Origin of the sequence: Rhizobium sp. C4, from assembly GCF_021026315.1 — a bacterium.
Classification (GTDB): Bacteria; Pseudomonadota; Alphaproteobacteria; order Rhizobiales; family Rhizobiaceae; genus Ensifer_A.
Genome location: NZ_JAJNCX010000012.1, coordinates 80,667 through 98,054 on the forward strand (window position 1 = coordinate 80,667; position 17,388 = coordinate 98,054).

Annotated in this window: 17 protein-coding genes and 1 pseudogene; 14 read left to right on the forward strand and 4 right to left on the reverse strand. The window is 57.1% G+C overall.

The genetic code is table 11. The features are described 5' to 3' along the window. Window positions 1-154: 154 nt before the first annotated feature. From LQK84_RS19095 to LQK84_RS25345, 3 genes and pseudogenes are all read left to right on the forward strand, one after another. Window positions 155-1,306, forward strand: a complete 1,152-nt coding sequence (locus tag LQK84_RS19095; protein WP_230830327.1) for a site-specific integrase — start codon at window positions 155-157, stop codon at window positions 1,304-1,306. Window positions 1,307-1,352: 46 nt separating this feature from the next. Further along, window positions 1,353-2,516 (forward strand): ATP-binding protein, encoded by a 1,164-nt coding sequence (locus LQK84_RS19100; RefSeq protein WP_230830328.1) that lies wholly within the window; start codon window positions 1,353-1,355, stop codon window positions 2,514-2,516. Between the two features lie 391 nt (window positions 2,517-2,907). Further along, window positions 2,908-3,045 (forward strand): annotated as a pseudogene (locus LQK84_RS25345) (integrase); the annotation flags it as partial. Between the two features lie 128 nt (window positions 3,046-3,173). Here LQK84_RS25345 and LQK84_RS19110 read toward each other — a convergent pair. After that, complete coding sequence (locus LQK84_RS19110) at window positions 3,174-4,136, reverse strand: hypothetical protein (RefSeq protein ID WP_230830329.1); 963 nt, start codon at window positions 4,134-4,136, stop codon at window positions 3,174-3,176. Between the two features lie 561 nt (window positions 4,137-4,697). Here LQK84_RS19110 and LQK84_RS19115 point away from each other — a divergent pair. Then, window positions 4,698-4,973 carry a hypothetical protein gene (locus tag LQK84_RS19115; RefSeq protein ID WP_230830330.1) on the forward strand — a complete coding sequence of 92 codons (276 nt, stop codon included), beginning with the start codon at window positions 4,698-4,700 and terminating at the stop codon, window positions 4,971-4,973. A gap of 161 nt (window positions 4,974-5,134) precedes the next feature. Here the strand turns inward: LQK84_RS19115 and repC are convergent, their stop codons facing one another. The 3 genes from repC to repA all read right to left on the reverse strand — a co-directional run bounded on the left by repC (window position 5,135) and on the right by repA (window position 8,750). Further along, complete coding sequence (gene repC, locus LQK84_RS19120) at window positions 5,135-6,349, reverse strand: plasmid replication protein RepC (RefSeq protein ID WP_230830331.1); 1,215 nt, start codon at window positions 6,347-6,349, stop codon at window positions 5,135-5,137. 154 nt (window positions 6,350-6,503) lie between these two features. Further along, the gene (gene repB, locus LQK84_RS19125; protein WP_230830332.1) at window positions 6,504-7,490 is read right to left on the reverse strand and encodes a plasmid partitioning protein RepB; all 987 of its coding nucleotides are present in this window, start codon (window positions 7,488-7,490) and stop codon (window positions 6,504-6,506) included. 72 nt (window positions 7,491-7,562) lie between these two features. Beyond that, window positions 7,563-8,750 carry a plasmid partitioning protein RepA gene (repA, locus tag LQK84_RS19130; protein ID WP_230830333.1) on the reverse strand — a complete coding sequence of 396 codons (1,188 nt, stop codon included), beginning with the start codon at window positions 8,748-8,750 and terminating at the stop codon, window positions 7,563-7,565. Window positions 8,751-9,190: 440 nt separating this feature from the next. On the opposite strand from repA, the gene trbB reads away from it, so the two are divergent. From trbB to trbH, 10 genes are read left to right on the forward strand one after another with little or no spacing between them, the layout of a single operon-like run. After that, complete coding sequence (gene trbB / locus LQK84_RS19135; protein WP_230830334.1) at window positions 9,191-10,153, forward strand: P-type conjugative transfer ATPase TrbB; 963 nt, start codon at window positions 9,191-9,193, stop codon at window positions 10,151-10,153. After that, window positions 10,143-10,520 carry a TrbC/VirB2 family protein gene (locus LQK84_RS19140; RefSeq protein ID WP_230830335.1) on the forward strand — a complete coding sequence of 126 codons (378 nt, stop codon included), beginning with the start codon at window positions 10,143-10,145 and terminating at the stop codon, window positions 10,518-10,520. The genes trbB and LQK84_RS19140 overlap by 11 nt, the downstream gene beginning before the upstream one ends. Then, window positions 10,513-10,812: a conjugal transfer protein TrbD gene (locus tag LQK84_RS19145; RefSeq protein ID WP_230830336.1), complete on the forward strand. Its 300-nt coding sequence runs from the start codon at window positions 10,513-10,515 to the stop codon at window positions 10,810-10,812. Before LQK84_RS19140 ends, LQK84_RS19145 begins: the two co-directional genes overlap by 8 nt. 13 nt (window positions 10,813-10,825) lie before the next feature. After that, window positions 10,826-13,261 (forward strand): conjugal transfer protein TrbE, encoded by a 2,436-nt coding sequence (locus LQK84_RS19150; RefSeq protein WP_230830337.1) that lies wholly within the window; start codon window positions 10,826-10,828, stop codon window positions 13,259-13,261. Next, window positions 13,258-14,067, forward strand: coding sequence for a P-type conjugative transfer protein TrbJ (gene trbJ, locus LQK84_RS19155; RefSeq protein WP_442966984.1), 810 nt, complete (start codon window positions 13,258-13,260; stop codon window positions 14,065-14,067). Before LQK84_RS19150 ends, trbJ begins: the two co-directional genes overlap by 4 nt. Then, window positions 14,064-14,267, forward strand: coding sequence for an entry exclusion protein TrbK (gene trbK, locus LQK84_RS19160; protein ID WP_230830339.1), 204 nt, complete (start codon window positions 14,064-14,066; stop codon window positions 14,265-14,267). The genes trbJ and trbK overlap by 4 nt, the downstream gene beginning before the upstream one ends. After that, the gene (gene trbL / locus LQK84_RS19165; RefSeq protein WP_230830340.1) at window positions 14,261-15,439 is read left to right on the forward strand and encodes a P-type conjugative transfer protein TrbL; all 1,179 of its coding nucleotides are present in this window, start codon (window positions 14,261-14,263) and stop codon (window positions 15,437-15,439) included. The genes trbK and trbL overlap by 7 nt, the downstream gene beginning before the upstream one ends. Window positions 15,440-15,461: 22 nt before the next feature. Continuing rightward, a complete protein-coding gene (locus LQK84_RS19170) occupies window positions 15,462-16,124 on the forward strand; it encodes a conjugal transfer protein TrbF (protein WP_230830341.1) in 663 nt (220 codons plus the stop codon). 18 nt (window positions 16,125-16,142) lie between these two features. Beyond that, a complete protein-coding gene (trbG, locus tag LQK84_RS19175) occupies window positions 16,143-16,955 on the forward strand; it encodes a P-type conjugative transfer protein TrbG (protein ID WP_230830342.1) in 813 nt (270 codons plus the stop codon). Between the two features lie 4 nt (window positions 16,956-16,959). Next, complete coding sequence (gene trbH / locus LQK84_RS19180; RefSeq protein WP_230830343.1) at window positions 16,960-17,388, forward strand: conjugal transfer protein TrbH; 429 nt, start codon at window positions 16,960-16,962, stop codon at window positions 17,386-17,388.

Below are 17,388 nucleotides of genomic sequence, written 5' to 3' on the forward strand. Positions count from 1 at the left end.
TATCGTTTCACATAGGGAACGATCATTTTTCTAGGCACTCACTCACGATAAGTACCTCTTATCGGAGCTTATTGATTTTGAGTCGCAAATCAGAAAGAATCCGGTCCAATCCACGGCCGCTCGGCCGTCGAAACCGTCGATCCGGAGTATTACTGTGGCCAAATCAGACAACTCCAAGACCGCCATCGATCGCCGCGCCGACGAACTCGACGCCATCGCCAGCGTGCTGCCGATTGACCGGCGCGACGAACTGGCCGAACTGCTGACCGACCAGGACATCGAAACGCTGCGCCATCTGGTCAATGAGGGCATGGGCGAAAACACCCTGCGCGCACTCACATCCGATCTTGCCTATCTGCAGGCCTGGTCGCTCGCAGCAACCGGCGCCTCCCTCCCCTGGCCAGCGCCCGAAGCTTTGGCTCTCAAATTCGTTGCCCATCATCTCTGGCAGCCCGAACAGCGTGAGATCGATCCTCACCACGGTATGCCGGCCGCCGTCGAGCGAAGCCTTCGCGAACAAGGTTTCCTTCGATCGCCAGGGCCGCATGCGCCCGACACGGTGCGGCGGCGACTTGCCAGCTGGTCGACGCTGACGAAATGGCGTGGCCTCACCGGCGTCTTCTCGTCCCCTTCGCTGAAATCCGCGATACGCCTTGCCGTTCGGGCAACGCCGCGGCCGAGGAAACGCAAAAGCGCCAAGGCCGTGACTGGCGACGTCCTGGCAAAGTTGCTGGCGACCTGCAGCACGGACAGCCTCCGCGATATCCGTGACCGAGCAATCCTGATGGTGGCGTTTGCATCGGGCGGTCGCCGTCGCAGCGAGATTGCCGGTTTGCGCAAGGAACAGCTCACCGCTGAGCCCCCCATCCCCTTCGAAGGCGGCCCTCCCCTCCCCTCTCTCGCCATCCATCTGGGTCGCACCAAAACGTCAGGCGCTGAACACGACGAGATCGTCTATCTGACCGGTCGACCGGTGAATGCGCTGAATGCCTGGCTTGCGGTTGCCAATATCGAGACGGGGAGCATCTTTCGGAAGGTCGATCGCTGGGGCAATGTTTCGAAGCGGGCGCTAGAGCCGAGTGCGATCAACCAGATCGTTAAGCAGCGGGCCGCAATGGCGGGGCTGGAGCCAGGGGAGTTTTCGGCGCATGGGTTGCGTTCGGGCTATCTGACCGAAGCTGCAAACCGGGGCGTTCCGCTGCCGGAGGCCATGGAGCAGTCGCGCCATCGCTCAGTGCAACAGGCGTCAAGCTACTATAACAGCGCAACACGTCGCAGTGGTCGGGCAGCTCGGCTGTTTACATAGTAGAAATATCCTTGCAATTCTGGAATTTATATCCATAAATGCAAGGATGATTGAACGCAGAATCGAAGAAAAGCTCCTAAATCTGATTGACGACAGCCCAGCCGTTGCGCTGCTTGGGCCTCGCCAGGTCGGCAAAACGACGCTTGCCATGGATATCGGCAAGACTCGGCCCTCGATCTATCTCGATCTGGAATCGGAGGCGGACCGGGCCAAGCTGTCAGAACCGGAACTCTATCTTGCAAGTCACAGTGACAAACTCGTCATTCTCGATGAAGTTCACCGCCTCCCAGATGTGTTCCAAGTGCTGCGTGGACTGATTGATCGCAACCGACGAGCCGGACGGCGCACTGGCCAATTTCTGCTGCTCGGTTCGGCGTCCATCGATCTCCTTAAGCAGTCGGGCGAAACGCTGGCCGGCCGCATTGCCTATCTTGAAATGCAGCCCGTCGATGGATTGGAAGTATCGCCGGATAGTCTCGATACGCTTTGGCTGCGGGGTGGCTTTCCCGATAGTTTACTCGCGTCCAGTGACCGTGCAAGCATGCGTTGGAGACAAGATTTTATTCGCACCTATCTCGAACGCGATATTCCACTGTTGGGACCGCGCATTCCCGCTGAGACGTTGCGACGGTTCTGGACCATGCTGGCACACCTCCAGTCCGGGCTTCTCAACGCAGCCGGACTCGCTCGCTCCCTTGGGGTCGATGGGAAGACCGTTGCGTCCTATCTCGATCTTCTTGTCGACCTGCTTCTCGTGCGCCGCCTCGAACCCTGGCATGCCAACGCCGGTAAGCGGCTGGTCAAATCACCCAAAGTCTATGTCAGGGACAGCGGCATTGCACACGCCCTTCTTGGACTTGGAAGCGCCGAGCAACTGCTTGGGCATCCAGTTGTCGGTGCCAGTTGGGAAGGATTCGTTATAGAGACATTGATCGCCGCATCGCCTGACGGCACTGCAGCCAACTTCTACCGTACAGCGGCCGGCGCCGAAATCGATCTCCTGCTGACCCCTCCAGGTCAAAAGCCTTGGGCCATAGAGATCAAGCGAAGTCTGTCACCGAAACTCGAGAAAGGTTTTCATCTGGCTTGCGAGGATCTACAGCCTCAAAAACGCATTGTTATCTATCCCGGCAGAGAGACCTTTCCAATTCCAAACGAAGTGACTGCTATGCCCCTTCCGGCCGCCGGTCGCCTGTTGCTTCACCGATAACCGAATGCCCTTCGAGTCGGACAACGGGCGCGTACACATATATCCTTGAAAGCGCACTTTCCTAAATGACTGATAATGTTGCATTATCGTTCATTTTGCTCTTTATATAGACGATGGCCCAAATCATCGACGAAAACGGCGAAAATCACCCTCCGGAAGCATCAGCGCCGCCGCGCAACACAGCGGTTTCCCCGAAGTTTCCGCGGCCCGGCTGTCGGCCGGGCTGCCCTCGCCTCTTACCGACGCCAACGCCGGCCTGCCGGCGCATCTGCAGGACCTCACCGATCGCGCCCGCGGCTATGTCGAAGCCGCCAGTTCCGCCAATACGCGCCGCGCCTATGCGTCCGACTGGAAACATTTTGCCGCCTGGTGCGGCCGGCAAGACCTCTCGCCCCTCGCCTCCTCGGCCGAGGTCGACGAGCGTTATGTTCAGAAGCAGCTCGGTCATGCCTCGGCCGAAATGACCCGTCGCTATCAGCGAAGACGTGATCGCTTCCGGGTGAATTTGACCAAGGCGTCAGGGCTTTAGCTACCCCTTCCTTATCCCCACGTGGGATGGGCTGGCATCACGGTTCCTGTCCTAGACAAGAACCGCGGATGTTCAACAATTGCGACCGCACTTCTGATTCAGGTCGCCGCCCCGCATGAGTAAATCACTCACTTGCGCTCCTTCGAGGCGCGGGGCACGATCTGAAGGAGATCCTTGGCAATAGGCCTCAATAGGGGCGCATTATTGTACCAGTTTCGTCGCGTCGTCTGATCAGCCGGTGCATAGACCCTCGAACCACCATCGTATTCGTCTGGCATATTGAGCCAAAGCCGGCGAGCTCTTTCGCCGAGAGCCGCGCCTTCAAATACTTTGTGTAGCGCGTCGTGGGGCTCTATTTGGGTCAACTTGATGAGTGGATGCACCTCCCACCAAAAGCCCTCGCAACCAAAGGCAAAGCCATCGAGGAATGTTCGTAGCCGCTCGGTTGGCTGAGGATAGCCTTCACCGGCCTCATCTCGAAAGACCAGTGCAAGGAGCGTAAAGGCGAACATCACTTGGAAGCCCCTTGCGCGTGTATCGTGTTCGCCGATCGCCAACAACGCCTCGATATCGTCCGCAACCAGCCATCGTGCAACACAAGCTGCTCCCATGAAGTCGCTAGATACTTCTTGGAAATCGTTAGGGGCGGCCGTCCCGTCAGGGAGGTTCAAGCCTACATGGCCAGCAATTGCATGATAGAACTCATGGCCGAACGCCAAAAGCACTGCGATCAAAACGACCACATCCGCATCGGATACCATAAACGGTTTCTCTCGAAGCGAACTATCACACCGTTCGGCGATGTCGCTCATCCGATGGATAAGCGACAAAGGGATTATGATACGGTAGTATTCAGGCGGTTGCCCCGTTGCCTCGGGGCTGATTGCAAGCCCGGTCGTGAAGGCGACCACGAGCCGACTGGCGAGTTGTGGCTCTACTGTTCTCCAATGATCTGCAGCGAGGTCTACAGCGCGCTTGGCCCGTTTGAACAAGTTCGATAACCGTTCCTGTTCCTCCTCCGCATTTACGTCTGCATTGTGAAAATAATTAGCAATGATGTTCTCAAATTCTTGGTGGCGCGGCGCACGCATAAAAATCTCATTGTTGCTCTCACTGGCTGTATTGCACGGCGCCTGTGAGCAAGGAAGTGAATCGCTCCAAAAAGCTTAACGATTTCTGTCCCTCGCACGTTCCTTGCCGCCTTAGACATTCCGCCGGTTGAAGCGAGGGCTAGTACAAGTGAAGATCACGCGATGCTGTTTACTGTCCCGCTGGCGAACGATCGACACGCAAAATCTATGATGCGTCTTCGGTCTTATGGAGTTTGTGAGGAAAGATCGGACGGCATCGAAAGGGCATGCGCTTGTATTCCCTCCGACGGGAGCCCGATTTATTCATTTGTCTTCTTACTGCCTACCAGGGCAAAATCCGTTATCCGAACAAGCGGCAACCACTTAGACACGTTCACAATCGATCGTTTATCAGCGTCTTTCGTGTTTGGAAAATCGTAACCGCCCGATCGCCATCCGGCGCCGTGATCTCCCCCTGGAAATCCGATCATGACGATCGCGCCGGTGCAGGACAAGTTGCTCGCAGCAGTCCGCATCGCACCACAGGACATCGACCAGATCTTCGAGGGTCAATAGGCGATCATGCCCTTTTCCACCTTCAACCATCGCACCACGCCGGAGATCAGCGGCCACGTGGTTCAGAAATCACCCGACCTCACGATAGACCAGAAGACAGCTGCTGGCGCTTATCTTGTTCGCCTTGAACCTCAAGAGAAGGACACTCCGAAACTCGGGGCGGTCAAACTCGTTCCCGTCCTGCCCATTGAGGCCCTCGTCGAGACCGGTGACCACACAATCCGCTCTTACCTCATGAAACCCGCGACTGATCAGATCAGTAGGGCGTTCAGGGGGGCCTGACGCGAATCTCCTTTCCACGCAGAACTGAGCCGGTTCGGACCGGGTGGAAATCGACAAGATACCTTCATCATACTGTATTCATTGCAAGAAACTGCCATCTGTACCGCTGACAAATTATACGGCGCCGGCGGCAGGGATCAGACACCTGTACAAGCTATAGATTATGCCGATTGCCGTCGTTGAGGTTCGTGCATCCTGAACAAGGCCATCAACATCGGGCCAAGCGAAAACTCGCCCCTCTCCGTCCGCCTCGTCAAATCTCGCAGATAACCGCCCGGCGAATTAATATGCCCAGCTCGCTCAAGTACGCAAGCCATAGCAACCGCCGCATTCTCGGGTCCCATAATCTCGCAGGCGTCCTGATATGCCGACGGACTTACCCCGAGCATTGTCCTGACGACCGCCGCCGCCGCCATTAGCTCGCGCCAATGCGAAATGGTTCCACCAGTCGCGTAGTCGGAAATTTGAGGGCATGCCCTCAATACCACCCCCAACGGAAACGCTTTTACAGGCTCGGCACTGCCTCTCGGTTTCACGACCGTCGGCTCGCCCTGCTCATTTCTTGAGCTAGGTTCAAGTTCAAGATTGGATTCGGTATTTGAATTCTGTATGTGATGACGGATTTCGTCATCATTGGTGTCGGATTTTTGGCGTTTTAACTGACTTTCCAACGTATTAACGACTTCATCGTTGAGAAGGCTGAGTTCGTCGAGGCAAGCTTCTAATTCAGAAGACGTTTTTGCTAGTTTTACTCGCGCAATAGTCGCGACGAGTGCGTTCTCAATCGCTTGCCAATTACCCGAAGCCCCCTCCTCGACGGCAGCCGTGATGAGCTTGCGTATGTTACGTCGCGTGATTGTGATGCGCTCCTTGAAAACACGAAGCTTTCGGCTTTCTTCTGCAACTTGGTGAGCCATCAACGCAAGCTCTTCTGAACGCGCAAGCAGCGGAGCGAGGTTAAAGCCGTATGCAGCTTCTATCCGGCCGTCGTTCCCCTTGCGGGCATAGCGTTTCCCGTTCGGACTATCATTGCGGTGAATCAAACCAGCCTGGACGAGCAGAGCGAGGTTTTCGCGCAAGGTCGTTCCTGCAATTCCATTTGAGCGAATTGCGAGCTGTGCATTGGACGGGAAGACAACAAGATTGCTATCTTCGCTTAAGTCCTGCTCAGGATAGAAGCTGAGCAGTGCATTTAGAACTGAAAGGGCGCGATCGCGCAGGCCAAGCATCCCTCTCGCCTCGCAGGCGCTGCGATAGACCTTCCACTTATCGACAGTCTTTCCTGCCTTGATGTTTGCCGTGGCAAGCTGACTTTTCACCGAGGCAAGCGTCATTGGCCGCCGCCCGAACGGCGTCGTCACATTTCCTGTTTGCATTTTCCTCTCACCTTTCGAAAGGCAAAGGAAATCCGCTCACCAAACTGGCGCCAAAAACTCTTGACTGCGATTCATGGAAATGCGATTCTCAGGCTGCTTAGACATGAGGAAGGCTTCCACGACGGCGACGTTTGGGGGCCTTTTTCTTTTGCCGCTACTTTCCCTCTGTTTGGGTTGATTTCAGAAACTCCTGATGCAAGCGGTCCAGGTTGTCGGCGATGAAACGCCCGAATCTGCCGGCATCGTTCGCTTTAAGGGCGATCGAGTAGCTCTTTCCGCTTCCTTTAAATTCAGCACGGACACTGGAATCCTGGGCACGCCATTCGCGAGTGTTGCTGGGGCGCCTTGCAGGCTTCAAAGCACTCTTGATTTCGGCCAAGAGCCGCTCAAATCGTATGTCGGAGTCCAGCGATGAGAATACCTCATCATTGATGACCGTCCTTGCATGTTCGAGCGTCGAAGGCTTCTCGATCAATTGAGCGAATTCGGTCCAACGATTGCGGCCGACAGACTTTGCTGCTCCAATAGCGTTAGCGATATCAACTGGAACTCGACTAGCCACCGACAGCATTCGGGTCAACATCGGTGCGTCAATGGAAAGCGCCACCTGGATTACGGGCTTCTCGTAAGAAAGCTCAAGTAGCCTATGCGCGAACATCGAGCGCTCGATGAAGGAAAGGTTCTCACGAGCTGAATTTTCCTGCCCCTGTGCGATGATGTGATCAGCATCGGACATCGGTTTCACAACAGCGCGGACTGGGCGACCGAGTTCCTTTGCTGCCCGAGCCCGGCGATGTCCAAAGACAATCTGATACCGACCATCGACTGTTGGGTGAGGGCGCACCATTATCGGTGTGTCCTGTCCACGCTCGCGGATAGCCTCAAGAAGCTCGCCGTAGGCAAGATCATCTGCCCCGATCCGATCGGCGACAAATGACGAATCCAGAAGTTCAGGGTCAAGATCGATAATCGCCTCGCCCGAAATCTGCTGTTCGGCCTGAGCGACCTTCTCGCGAAGCTCGCTCAGTGAGCTTATCATTGATCGAGATGCTCCGTGCGTCGCGTAGCCAGGTGTCGCTCGCCGTTCGGTCCCTGAGTTGGCCGACGACGTTATGTTTGCAAAAACATCCTTACGCGCCATCAGATCGCCTCGAGCTTTATCACAATATTGTTTTTTCTACAAAAAACTGACCTTTGTACCGCTGACAATTCGCTACGCATGACGTCGCCCCCAAGCCTTCTGCAGAAGTTCAATCACCTCGTTGTTCACGGCATCCATGGACTCACGCGCACGGTCATATGTGGACGCAGTGAATTGCGCACGCTCGACCTCATACAAACTCTGCTTCGTCAGTCCCGCATCGGATACCGCTGTTGACTTGACCATGTGATTCTTCATCATCTGCTGTGCGAACATCGACTGCATGAAGCCGACCATCTGCTGTTGCGGGATGTCGGTGGGCTCGTAGCGCGTAACGAGATAGCGGAACCAGTCGAGCGACACGTCGACGCCCACGCTTTCGACACTCTTGAGGATCTCGCCTAGCATCAATAGGAACTGGGACATCGACATGATGTCGAGCATCTGGGGGTGCACGGTAATGAGGACCGATGTTGCCGCAGTCAACGCTGTCAGCGTGAGATACCCCAGCTGGGGAGGGCAGTCGATCACGACCACGTCATATCGATCATCGACCTCAGTCAAAGCATCGCCTATGCGCGTGTAGAAGAGCTTGCCAGCAGTCGAATCCTTCCGCTGCATCGCGATCGGAGTGTCATACTCGTATTCTTGCAGTTCGAGGTTGGCTGGCACCACATCCAGGTTAGGAAAGTTAGTGAGCTGGATGACGTCTTTGATGGACTTTCGTTGATCGTCGTAACGCAGTGCCTCGTAAAAAGACTTCTTCTCGTCCAGCTCCGGCTGGATGCCATAAAGAGCCGTCAGAGAGGCCTGAGGATCGAGATCAACCGCAAGCACTCGGTAGCCTTTCAGCGCCAGAAACTGTGCGAGATGAGCCGACGTCGTGGTCTTCCCCGAACCGCCCTTGAAGTTGACGACCGCTATGACTTGAAGCTTTTCATGAGCCTGGCGATGTGGAACACGATCGAGAAGTTGACGAAGCTCGTTGACTTGGTCGGCGGTGTAGTAGCGGCGGCCGGTCGATGTTGTAGTAGGCTCCACACCTTTGCCCTGAAGGTGGAGTTTCTTCAAATAACTCTGGGAGACACCGACAAAATCGGCGACTTCAGCCAGAGAAAATTGGCGAAGGGTCTTTTGTGCGTTCGGCGGGAATTTCTCCTGCCGCAGCATGTCGAGCTTCGAGGAAATATCCCCACCCTGTGCGAGGATAGTATCCGCGAAACTCGTCACTTTCTCCGAAGCCGCCATTTTCACGTTCATTTAGCCTATTGCCTCTAGTCACGATAATCGCAAGGATTTTATCTAATTATCGTGACAATTGCCCGATTCCCGGATCATGGCAAGGAAAATAGGGTAAACAAACCCTTAACTCACTTCGAGGCTTTATCAGGCTGAAAACAGCAACCTTGGCATTTCCCAATAATAATAGCCACTTAGTGTTGACAGCAAGGCTGCCTCACTTTTGGGGACTACCAGTTTTGATAGTCAGATCTTGCCATCCATAAACGATCTGGTTTGCCAAATACGGCTCTGTGCTGAGAATCGACTGCTACCACTTTTGATAGTAGCAGTCTAAACCCGGACATCGCAAACCTCCTCACATCCAGCAGAGGAGCAATATCGATGGCTGTGCAAGGTAGACGAGAAAGCGAGCGCTTCGCCCTGCCAAAGCGCCTCCCAATCACTCAGGGAGGACACCAATGACACAGCGGTCATTACCTCGATTGATTCGCAAGCTGCAGGAAGCGTTGGGAGATCAGATCTGCGTCGCGCTCGACGATCCCAGTGTCGTCGAAATCATGCTGAACCCGGATGGCAAGCTCTTCATCGAGCGACTTGGTCACGGCATCACTCCCGCTGGCGATATGCGGCCAGGCTCGGCAGAGATCGTGATCGGCAGCGTTGCCCACGTGCTCGATTCGGAAGTCGATGACGACCACCCAATCGTGTCGGGCGAGTTACCGATCGGGGGACATCGTTTCGAGGGCCTTCTGCCGCCTGTTGTTTCCGGCCCCTCGTTCACGATACGCCGGCGCGCATCCCAACTCATCCCACTCGATACCTACGTCGCCAAGAAGGTCATGACCTCCAATCAGGCGGAGATCATTCGCAACGCCGTAAAATCGCGTCTCAACATCGTCGTGTCCGGCGGAACTGGATCAGGCAAAACGACGCTTGCAAACGCCATCATCGCCGAAATCGTCGAGCATGCGCCCGAAGACCGATTGATCATTCTGGAAGACACGGCCGAAATCCAGTGTTCGGCGACAAACGCCGTTGCCCTGCACACGAGTGATGAGATCGACATGGCGCGGCTGCTGAAAAGCACCATGCGCCTCCGGCCTGACCGCATCATCGTCGGCGAGGTTCGCGACGGCGCTGCACTGACCATGCTGAAAGCCTGGAATACCGGCCATCCGGGTGGGCTCTGCACGATCCATTCCAATAGCGCGAAGTCGGCGCTCCAGCGTCTTGAACAACTGACAGCGGAAGTCAGCCAGCAACCGATGCATGGCGTCATCGGCGATGCCGTCGATCTCGTCATCTCTATCGAACGAACGCCCCGCGGACGCCGCGTGAGCGACATCCTGCACGTCGTGAGATTTGCGGGTGGCCAGTACCAGACTGAATCCCATGGAGAGGAGCCCAGAAATGCGGCTTGACCGAAATGTAGGGAGCCTCGCGATTTTGACGATTGCTGCGATCGTGGTCGCATCGCCGGCCTTGGCGAGCTCCGGCGGGAGCCTACCTTGGGAGGGACCGCTGGAAAAGATCCAGCAATCCATCACCGGCCCGGTCGCCGGCTACATCGCGCTCGCTGCGGTGGCGATCGCTGGCGGCATGCTCATCTTTGGCGGCGAGCTGAACGATTTCGCGCGGCGGCTCATGTACATCGTCCTTGTCGCTGGGATCCTGCTTGGAGCCACGACGATCGTCGGCTTGTTTGGGGCCACCGGCGCATCGATTGGAATGCTCCTCGAAGGCGAGATGGTTATATCGCTGTGGCAAGGGGAGGGGCCGAATGCCTGATCCTCAATCAGGATTGCAACACAATCGCATCCACAGAGCGCTGTCGCGCCCGAACCTCCTGATGGGCGCCGACCGCGAACTCGTTTTGATAACGGGACTGGCCGCAATCATTTTGATCTTCGTCGTTCTGACCATCTATTCGGCGGTATTTGGCGTGGCGGTCTGGGTCTTCATCGTCGGACTGCTGCGTGTGATGGCGAAATCCGATCCGCTCATGCGGCGCGTCTATATCCGCCACATCTCCTATCGACCCTATTACAAAGCCACGTCTGCCCCGTGGCGACGATACTGAGGTGGATACCATCATGGTTGCCCTCAAGCGTTTTCGCGCGACCGGACCATCCTTCGCGGATCTCGTGCCCTATGCCGGACTGATCGACAATGGAGTTATGCTTCTGAAAGACGGGAGCCTCATGGCTGGCTGGTATTTCGCCGGCCCGGACTCAGAAAGCGCCACAGATCAGGAGCGCAATGAGTTGTCACGACAGATCAATGCCATCCTGTCGCGCCTGGGATCCGGCTGGATCATTCAGGTCGAAGCGGTCCGGGTGCCGACTGTCGATTACCCTGACGAAACACGCTCACATTTCCCGGATCCTGTCAGCAAGGCAATAGAGGCGGAGCGCCGCGCGCATTTTGCCCGAGAGAAGGGCCACTTCGAAAGCAAGCATGCAATCATCCTGACCTACCGTCCGCTGGAGCCTAAACGGACGGGCCTCAGCAAATACATCTATTCTGACGAGGCGAGCCGCAAACGGTCTTATGCAGACACGGTCCTCCACCTGTTCAAAAACACGATCCGCGAAATCGAACAGTATCTGGCGAACACATTGTCGATCCGCCGCATGCAGACGAACGAAACCTTTGAGAGGGGAGGGCAGAGACGGGCGCGCTACGACGAACTCCTGCAGTTCATCCGGTTTTGCATCACCGGCGAAAACCACCCCGTTCGTCTCCCCGATATCCCGATGTATCTGGACTGGGTTGCAACGGCAGAGCTCGAGCATGGCCTGACGCCGCGCGTCGAAAACCGCTTTCTGGGTGTTGTCGCGATCGACGGCCTTCCGGCGGAAAGCTGGCCTGGTATACTCAACAGTCTCGACCTCATGCCGCTCACCTATCGCTGGTCATCACGCTTTATCTTTCTCGATGCTGAAGAGGCGCGGGAGAAACTCGAGCGCACCCGCAAGAAGTGGCAGCAAAAGGTACGGCCGTTCTTCGACCAGTTGTTCCAGACGCAGTCCCGGTCTGTAGATCAGGACGCGATGGCGATGGTTGGCGAAACCGAGGATGCGATCGCGCAGGCGTCCTCGCAACTCGTTGCCTATGGATATTACACGCCGGTGATCGTCCTCTTCGACGCCGATCGGGCAGTCCTTCAGGAGAAGGCTGAGGCCGTTCGTCGCCTCATCCAGGCCGAAGGGTTTGGTGCCCGTATCGAAACGCTTAATGCCACGGATGCCTATCTTGGGAGCTTGCCCGGCAATTGGTATTGCAACATCCGCGAACCGCTGATCAACACGAGCAACCTCGCTGACCTTATCCCCTTGAACTCGGTCTGGTCCGGATCTCCGGTGGCACCGTGCCCGTTTTATCCGGAAAACGCTCCACCACTGATGCAGGTCGCCAGTGGTTCTACGCCTTTCCGTTTGAACCTTCATGTCGATGATGTCGGCCACACCCTGATTTTCGGGCCAACCGGGTCTGGAAAGTCAACGCTTCTGGCGCTGATTGCCGCGCAGTTCCGCCGCTACGAATATGCGCAGATTTTCGCCTTCGACAAGGGCCGCTCGCTCGAGCCTCTGACCCTTGCGACCGGCGGTAACCACTACGAGATTGGGGCCGGCCGGGACGGGGAGGGGATACGGCTCGCCTTCTGCCCACTCGAAGATCTCGCGACTGACGAGGATCGTGCGTGGGCGTCAGAGTGGATCGAGATGCTCGTCGCCATTCAAGGCGTTGCCGTCACACCCGATCATCGCAATGCGATATCCCGTCAGATCATGCTGATGGCGCAATCCCAGGCCAGGTCGCTCTCCGATTTCGTGTCCGGCGTTCAGATGCGCGAGATCAAAGATGCTCTCCATCACTACACGGTCGACGGGCCGATGGGACACCTCCTGGATGCCGAGGAGGATGGACTGAGGCTTCGCGGCTTTCAGACCTTCGAAATCGAGCATTTGATGAACATGGGTGAGCGCAATCTCGTTCCCGTGCTCACCTATCTGTTCCGGCAGATCGACAAGCGGCTCGACGGCTCACCGAGCCTGATCATTCTCGACGAGGCATGGTTGATGCTCGGCCATCCCGTCTTCCGCGAGAAGATTCGCGAATGGCTGAAGGTGCTCCGAAAGTCCAATTGCGCCGTGATCTTGGCGACCCAGTCGATTTCAGACGCGGAGCGCTCCGGGATCATCGATGTCCTGAAGGAATCTTGCCCGACGAAAATCTGCCTTCCGAATGGTGCCGCGCGCGAGACGGGCACACGCGAGTTCTACGAGAGGATTGGCTTTAACGAGCGTCAGATCGAGATCGTCGCAAACGCTATTCCGAAACGCGAATATTACGTGGTCTCTCCCGACGGGCGCCGGCTTTTCGACATGTCGCTTGGCCCCCTCACGCTTTCCTTTGTCGGTGCCTCGGGCAAAGCTGATCTCGCCCGTATCCGGACGCTCCTCGCCACCCATGGAACTGACTGGCCAAATCAGTGGCTGATCGAAAGGGGCGTAGATCCGATATGATGAACGCAATTGAGACCCTGAAGACTCAGAAAATGCTGATCGCGACGGTCCTCGCATTCGGCGTCGCCATACTGCCAACGCCGTCACTCGCAAGCGGCGCCATCACCGGCGCAACAGAAATGACGCAGCTGCTCAACAACGGAGAGCTCGTCTCCCTTGTTGGGCAGTCCACGGAGCAGATCAACAACCAGATCACACAAATCACGCAGCTTTCCGAGCAGATCCAGAACCAACTGAAGATCTATCAAAACATGCTGCAGAATACCGCGCAGCTCCCCAACCAGGTTTGGGGTCAGGTTGAAGGTGATCTCAATCAGTTGCGCAGCATCGTCAACCAGGGCAAAGGCATAGCCTTCTCGATGGGAAATGCCGACGATCTCCTGAGGCAGCGTTTCAAGAGCTATGCCGATTTGAAGACGGGGCTTCCGGATTCTGCAAGCTTCTCCTCGACCTATCAGACCTGGTCGGACACGAACCGCGACACGATTTCTAGCACGCTCAAGGCCGCAAGCCTCACTGCGGATCAGTTCGACAGCGAGGAAGATACGATGAGCCAGTTGCGCTCGATGTCGCAATCTGCGGACGGCCAGATGAAGGCGCTGCAGGTCGGACATCAGATCGCCGCCCAACAGGTCGCGCAAATGCAGAAGCTGCGCGGCATCGTATCCCAACAAACCACGATGATGGGGACCTGGCTGCAGAGCGAGCAGACCGACAAGGATCTGGCGCAGGCCCGTCGCGAGAAATTCTTCAACGCCAATGTGCAGCCGATTCCCTCCGGTCAAAAAATGGAGCCGCGCTGGTGACACGCACTGTCTTGATCGTTTCCGCCTGCATGGTCATCGCCGGCATTGCCACCATCACGACGGTCGTTCTGATGCGTGATGAAGGCGCGGCTGCGTCACCTATGACTGAAGAGAACCGTGCTGCGCGCGCAACGTTCTTCGGGATAGGGAAAGAATTGCCGCCGATCGAGAAGGGCCAGGAGATGCGGCCCCGATGGTAACGCGCAAACTGAGTTGGACTTTCCTGATCACCGGCGCCGCCTGCCTCGTCATGGCGCTGCCTGCCTTCGCGCAACAGGGGCAGGTCCTGACCGAGCTGGAAAACCAGGTCTCTGCCGCGGCCAAGGGGTGGGAGACCACTGTCATGGATGCGGCGAAATCGCTCTTCTGGATCCTTGCGGGAATTGAGGTCGGCATTGCCGCCGTGTGGCTCGCGATCCAGGCCGCATCGCTGGACAGCTGGTTTGCGGAACTGGTCCGCCGCATCATGTTCATCGGCTTTTTCGCCTTTGTGCTGACGCAGGGACCGAGTTTCGCGAAGGCGGTCGTGGACAGTCTTTTCCAGATCGGTTCCGGCGGCGGGTCGGCGTCACCTGCCGAGGTCTTCGATGCCGGCATCCGCGTTGCATCGCAGATGTCGCAGCAGGCAAAATTTGGCGTCTTCGAAGACAATGCCCTGGCGATTGCCGCAGTTCTGGCGATGGCCATCGTCGTCATCTGCTTCTCGCTCGTCGCAGCCATCTTCGTTTCGGTTATGGTGGAGATGTATGTGGGCCTCCTCGCCGGCATGATCATGCTGGGGCTTGGCGGATCGTCGTTCACGAAGGATTTCGCAGTCCGATACCTGGTCTACGCCTTCGGCGTGGGCATGAAACTCATGGCGCTGGTCATGATCGCGAAGATCGGCTCAAGCGTGTTGCTCGGTCTTGCTGAGGCCCCGACCGCCACCAGCGACCAGTTCATCACCACTCTTGCCATCGCAGGCATCTCCGTCGTGGTGTTCATCATCGCAATGTATGTGCCGAACATCATTCAGGGCGTGGTTCAGGGGGCGTCGGTCACCGGCGGCATGGAAACGATCCGCCACGGCGGACAGGCCGCATCGTTTGCGACCGGCGGTGCGTTTCTCGCAGCCGGTGCCGTTGGTGCCGGCTTTGCAGCCGCGCAAGCCGCCCGCGCTGCCGGATCGTCGGCCGCAGGCTCGGTGCTCAAGGGAATGGGCGCGGGCCTCAGTTCCGGCGCGAAGGCTGCGGGTTCGGCCGCGAAAGAAAAAGCGATCGGATCTCCTGGTGCCTATGCCGGGTCAATTCTGGGGCTGGCCAATGCCAAGCTTGACGAGAGCCGGTCCGGACGTAGCGGCACGCCATCGGCTCCGGAACGAAACGACAAATGATTTTTGAACGATTGGATGATTGATGGCCGCAGATCGCGCCCCGGATAACCCGTATCTTGCGGCCCGCCAGGAATGGTCGGAACGCTATGGATCCTATGTCAAAGCCGCAGCCGCATGGCGCATCGTCGGCGTTCTGGGGTTGTCGATGGCGGTGATCGGCTTCTCTTATGCGCTCTATCTGAGCTCACAGGTCAAGCTCGTTCCTTATGTGATTGAGGTCGACAAGCTCGGCAACGCCGTTAGCGCCGGTTTCCCGCAGCAGATCGAATATGCCGATGCCCGGGTTGTCCGCGCGTCGCTTGGCAATTTCGTGACGGCGTTTCGCAGCATCACACCGGATGCGGTTGTTCAAAAGCAATATATCGATCGCACCTATGCCCTGCTGCGCGCCTCCGACCCATCGACGGAAAAAATCAACGCCTGGTTTCGCAGTAACTCGCCCTTCGAGCGCGCGAAATCTGCGACCGTCGCCATTGAGGTCAACAATATCGTGGCACTGTCGAACCAGACGTACCAGATCGACTGGACCGAATTCGAACGGGATCGGAAGGGCAAGGAAACCGGCACGCGGCGTTTTCGGGGGATCGCGACGGTCGCACTCACTGTCCCGCAGGACGAGGCGACGATCCGGTTAAACCCGATCGGCCTCTACATCCGCGATTTCGACTGGACAGCACAGCTCTAGGAGCCAAGGGACATTCACATGATGAGGATTGGATTTTTGGCGGCGGCCACTTGGCTCGCCGTTTCGGCGTCAGCTGTCGCGGCGGATTCACAAGGGATGAACAGCAAGGAGGCGAAGGGCGCCGGTCTGTCCGGCAGTTGGCGGGGGGCGACCGGTCTCGTCACGCGAGGGGCAGACGGAAAGGTGATTTTCCTGTTCGGAGAAACACAGCCCTCCATCGTGTGCTCGCCGCTGCAGGTTTGCGATATCGAATTGCAGGGCGGCGAAATCGTCCGCGACGTTCTGATCGGCGATACCGTTCGCTGGAAGGTCGAGCCCGCCACATCCGGTGCTGCAAACGGGCAGGCCATCCATCTCGTCGTCAAACCATCAGAACCGGGACTGGTGACCTCGATGGTGGTGACGACGTCCCGCCGTACCTATCACATCCAGCTCAAATCCCATCCGACGCAGTACATGGCAAGGGTCGGCTTCGAATATCCTGAAGACGTTTCAACGAAGCTCGCCGATATCAATGCAAGGTTGGAAACTGGCGGCATCTCAGGTGCAGCGCCCGACAAATTGAACTTTTCCTATTCGGTCAGCGGTGATGCTCCGTGGAAGCCAAAGCGTGTCTATTCCGATGGCCAAAAGACCTACATCCAGTTCTCGCGATCGATCAAGGGACAGGATGCGCCGGTTCTCTACGTCGTGTCTGGCGGACAAAATCGCATCGTCAACTATCGAATGAAAAACGACATGATGATCGTCGACTATGCAATCGATAAGGCGATCCTCATCTCCGGTGTGGGCTGGAGCCAACAAAAAGTCACGATCAATAGGGGAGGTTGACGATATGCGCAGCCTCACCTTTCTCCTCGGGATCGCGTTAGTTCTTTCTGGGTGCCAGACGGCTGAAGACGGTTTGGCAAATACGCCGACCACAACAGCATCCGGCCCCGCAGCAAGCGCCATTGCAGGTGACCTTTCAAGCAGGCTTGCTGAACAGGTCCCGCCGGCTGCGACAACCTTGCGTCTCAAGTCAGACCGCAGCGAGTTTGCGATTGCACTCGAGGCCGCGCTCAAGGGCTGGGGCTATTCCGTCATCACCGATCCGGCTGCCAAAGCCGATAAGGCGGTCGAACTCGCCTATTCTATCCAAGGCGCGGATGGCCAATTGATGGCCCAGGTTTCGACCCCGTCGATTGCCTTGGGGCGGGTCTATCTCGCATCGGCAACCGGTGCGACACCTGCAAGTCCGCTGTCCATCATGCACAAGAACTGA